At 76.4% G+C, this 3,784-nt stretch carries 4 protein-coding genes and 1 pseudogene; 2 read left to right on the top strand and 3 right to left on the bottom strand.

The features are described 5' to 3' along the window. Positions 1-220: pseudogene (locus WCS02_RS18535) on the top strand (hypothetical protein); the annotation flags it as partial. A 164-nt stretch (positions 221-384) separates the two neighbouring features. Here WCS02_RS18535 and dapA read toward each other — a convergent pair. Both dapA and thyX read right to left on the bottom strand, forming a co-directional pair. Continuing rightward, entirely contained in the window at positions 385-1,287 is a 903-nt protein-coding gene (dapA, locus tag WCS02_RS18530) for a 4-hydroxy-tetrahydrodipicolinate synthase (RefSeq protein WP_340295766.1), read from the bottom strand. 281 nt (positions 1,288-1,568) lie between these two features. Beyond that, positions 1,569-2,258, bottom strand: a complete 690-nt coding sequence (thyX, locus tag WCS02_RS18525; protein WP_340295767.1) for an FAD-dependent thymidylate synthase — start codon at positions 2,256-2,258, stop codon at positions 1,569-1,571. A 247-nt stretch (positions 2,259-2,505) separates the two neighbouring features. On the opposite strand from thyX, the gene WCS02_RS18520 reads away from it, so the two are divergent. After that, the gene (locus tag WCS02_RS18520; RefSeq protein ID WP_340295765.1) at positions 2,506-3,177 is read left to right on the top strand and encodes an HAD-IA family hydrolase; all 672 of its coding nucleotides are present in this window, start codon (positions 2,506-2,508) and stop codon (positions 3,175-3,177) included. 102 nt (positions 3,178-3,279) lie between these two features. Here the strand turns inward: WCS02_RS18520 and WCS02_RS18515 are convergent, their stop codons facing one another. Continuing rightward, positions 3,280-3,678: a cytochrome c oxidase subunit 4 gene (locus tag WCS02_RS18515; protein ID WP_340295764.1), complete on the bottom strand. Its 399-nt coding sequence runs from the start codon at positions 3,676-3,678 to the stop codon at positions 3,280-3,282. Positions 3,679-3,784 lie beyond the last annotated feature (106 nt).

The following is a 3,784-nucleotide window of genomic DNA, read 5'->3' as shown; positions in this document are numbered from 1 at the left end:
GGGCCGGCGCGCGGCGGTGGACCCGCGGGACGCGGCCGAGCCCTTGGACGCGGCGCTCCCCCGGGACGCGGCGGAGCCCTTCGTCGCGGCGGACCCCTTGGACGTGGTCGAGCCCTTGGACGGCACGGCGGCACCCTTCGACGTGGTGGCACCCCTGGACGACCCGGTGGCCCCGGACCCGGAGGCCGCCCCGCGGGTCGCGCCGGTGCGGCCGGGCTGACGGCCGGCGGCGGGGCGCGTGGAGGCGGTCCGTGTCACCGAGTCACCGTACGCGGGCGGGCGGGCCACACCCCGGCTCCCACGCCGTCGCCCGGGGGGTGCCGGGCGGGGCAGCCGGGGGCGCGGGTACCGCTCCACGGGGACGCGGCGGCCAGGACGCGACGGTCAGGGAACGGAGGGCTCGAGGAGCCCGGTGGCGGTGAGTGCCGCCCGCAGGTCCTCGCGCTGGGCGTCGGTCGCGGGGAGCAGCGGCAGCCGGACGGCGGCGGTGGGCACGAGGCCCAGCAGGTGCAGCGCCGCCTTGACCGCCACGAGCCCGGGCATCCGGGTCATCACGGCGTCGACGAGCGGCAGGGCCGCCCGGTGCTCCGCCAGGGCGGTGGGCAGGTCGCCGGCGTCGACCGCGGCGACGAGCCGGGCGAAGGCCGGACCGAGCAGGTGGGTGGTCACGCCGACCACCCCGGCACCGCCGTGCGCCAGGTAGGCGAGCGTGAGGCCGTCGTCGCCGGAGTAGAACGCCAGGTCGCTGCCGGCCTTGACGCGGGTGGCCGCCTGCAGGTCGCCCTTGGCGTCCTTGACCGCCACGACCCGGGGGTGCTCCCCCAGCCGCAGCAGCGTCTCGGTCTCGAACGCCACGGCGGAGCGGCCGGGGATGTCGTAGAGCATGACCGGAAGGTCGGTGGCGTCGGCAACCGTGCGCACGTGCGCCAGGAGCCCGTCCTGGGACGGGCGCGAGTAGTAGGGCGCGACGACGAGCAGCCCGGTGGCGCCGGCGGCCTCGGCGCGGCGGGCGAGCGTGACGCTGTGCGCGGTGTCGTTGGTGCCGACCCCGGCGATGACGGGGCCGGCGCCCTGCACGGCCTCGACGACCGTGCGCAGCAGCCGGTCCTTCTCCTCGTCGGAGGTGGTCGGGGCCTCCCCCGTGGTCCCGCTGACGACGAGCCCGTCGTGGCCGGAGGCCATGAGGTGCGCGGCCAGCGACCCGGTGGCCCCGAGGTCGAGCTCGCCGTCCGCCGACATGGGCGAGGCCAGGGCCGTGAGGACGGCACCGAAGGGGCGGTCAGGCATGCGGGCGAATGTACCCACCGGGGCCCGCCTACCGGCCGGACCACAGGCCCGCGCCGCGCCGTGCCGCCGAGGGCGGCCCCGCCCCGACGGCGGGTGCCGCGGTCGGCCAGGCAGCGCCACCCCCGGCCCGGGACGCAAGAAACCGCGGCACCAGTCGCTCGGGGGGTCCGGCTGGCACCGCGGTTCAGGGGGGACATCGGCGGGACCCCCGGTGGCGTTACAGCCGCCCCGACGTGACCTGGGTCACACCCTGTGACGGCCGCGCCGGGCCGGGTCGTGGGTCAGGGGGCGACCCGGCCGCCCTGGTCGAACGCCGCGTGCGTGACCGGCATGAGGGCCGCCCAGGCGGTCTCCATCTGCTCGGCGACGAGCTCGATCTCCCGCTGCGGGTACGACGGGAAGGTCGAGTCCTCCCGCCGGGTCCGCAGGCTGAGGACGTTCATGAGCGAGCGGGCGTTGATGGTCACGTACATCGACGAGTACAGCGTCAGCGGCAGCACGATGCGCGCCACCTCCCGCGCGACGCCCGCCTCGAGCATGTCGGTGTAGGCCTGCCAGGCACTCAGGCACGCCTGCTGCGTGCGGTCGACGACGAGCCGGTGCTGCTCGGGCGTGCCCTCGACGAAGTCGTAGGCGCCGGGCTTGCCGACCTGGACCAGGCGCCGCTCGGGGGCGGGGACGTAGAACACGGGACGCATCCGGCGGTAGCGGCCCGACTCCTCGTTGTAGGAGGCGACGCGGTGCCGCTGGAACTCCCGGAACACGAACAGCGGCGCCGACACGTAGAAGGTCATGACCGCGTGCTCGAACGGCGAGCCGTGGCGGTCGCGCATGAGGTAGCGGACGAGCCCGGCCGATGCCTCGGCGTCGGCGTCCACGTCGGCGAGGCTCGCCTCCCCCTTGGTCGACACCCGGGCGGCGAACAGGACGTCCGCGTCGCGGGCGCTGTGCTTGACCAGCTCGACGTCCATGTCGGAGCGGAAGACGGGGGTGGTGGCCGGGTCGGGCCGGGCGTCGGCCGGCACGGGGGCACCGGTCGGCGCCGGTCCGTCGGGCGGGACGGGGGGCGCTGTCGTCGCGGGGGCGTCGCTCACGGGGCGAGGCTAGGCGCTCGGGCCCGCGGGGTCAGCGCCGCCCCGACCGAGGCCCCCACCACGGCCGGGTGCCGGGGGCGCGCGCAGGGCACGGCCGCCGCCGGACGGCTGGGAGGATGGGCGGGTGACTGCTGCCGCCCTCCCGGCCCGCCCGGACGCCGCCCTGTTCGACGCCGTCCTCTTCGACATGGACGGCACCCTCGTGGACTCCACGCCGTCGGTCGTGCGGTGCTGGCTCAGGCTCGCCGAGGAGAACGGGATCACGCCCGAGGCGCTGCAGGCCGCCGCGGGCCACGGCCGGCCCGCCCGCGACATCGTCGCCGACCTGTTCGAGCCGCCCGCCCGCGAGGCGGCGCTGGTCCGCATCACCCACCTGGAGGTGACCGACCTGGAGGGCGTCGTGGCCCTGCCCGGCGCGGCCGACGCCCTGCTGGCCAGCGGCGACCGCGGGGCCATCGTCACCTCGTGCACGGCGCCGCTGGCGACCGCGCGGCAGCAGGCGGCCGGCATCCCCGTCCCGGCCGTCGTCGTCACCGCCGACGACGTGGTGCGCGGCAAGCCGGACCCCGAGCCGTTCCTCACCGCCGCGCGCATCCTCGGGGTCGACCCGTCCCGCTGCCTCGTGGTCGAGGACGCCCCCGCCGGGCTGGCCGCCGGTCGCGCGGCGGGCATGACCACGCTCGCGGTGACGACCACCCACACCGCCGAGGAGCTCGACGCCGACCACGTCGTCGGCGACCTGTCGGGCGTGCGGCTGGACCCGAGCGGGGACGGCGTCCGGCTCCACCTCGTCTGAGGCGCCGGACGCACCCGTCCGGGCCGGCCCGGACGCACGAGACCCGCCGGGCGGTCGCGCCGCGGCGGGTCTCGACGGCTCCTCGAGGGGGCCGGGAGGACGTCAGTGGGTGAAGTCGCCCACGTAGTGCTCGAACAGCAGGCCGAGGGCCGTGATGGCGATGATCCCGACGCCCAGCAGCGACAGCCACAGCCCGACCGCGACCCCAGCGAACAGCAGCGCCCCGCCCGCGGCCACGCCGATCGGCCAGATGCTGCGCGGGTTGAAGAACCCGAGGTCGCCGGCGCCCTGGGCGATCTCGCCGACCGGGTCGTCCTCGGGACGGTCGTCGATGCGCAGCGACACCAGGTAGAGGTACAGCCCGATGATCGCCGACAGGCCGCCGGTGAGCAGCAGGGCGATGAAGCCGACCGGCTCGAACCCGGACAGCAGCCCGTAGACCGCGCCGAGCGGGATGAAGAAGAACGTGCCCGAACCGAAGACCCAGGTCTCGACCTTCATGCGGCTGCCAGCTCCTTCTCAGTGCCCACGGCGCTGGTCGGTCGGGACGCCCGGCTCGCGCCGGATGTCCGGGTCGCCGAGCACCTGCTCGAGGACGGTCTTGTCG

Origin of the sequence: Aquipuribacter hungaricus (assembly GCF_037860755.1) — a bacterium.
Taxonomy (GTDB): domain Bacteria; phylum Actinomycetota; class Actinomycetes; order Actinomycetales; family JBBAYJ01; genus Aquipuribacter; species Aquipuribacter hungaricus.
This window is presented reverse-complemented; position numbering and strand designations above follow the sequence as displayed.

Bases quoted from the DNA above. Each gene is read 5' to 3' on its own strand.
- dapA (WP_340295766.1), bottom strand. From the start codon at position 1,287: ATGCCTGACCGCCCCTTCGGTGCCGTCCTCACGGCCCTGGCCTCGCCC.
- WCS02_RS18515 (WP_340295764.1), bottom strand. From the start codon at position 3,678: ATGAAGGTCGAGACCTGGGTCTTCGGTTCGGGCACGTTCTTCTTCATC.
- thyX (WP_340295767.1), bottom strand. From the start codon at position 2,258: ATGGACGTCGAGCTGGTCAAGCACAGCGCCCGCGACGCGGACGTCCTG.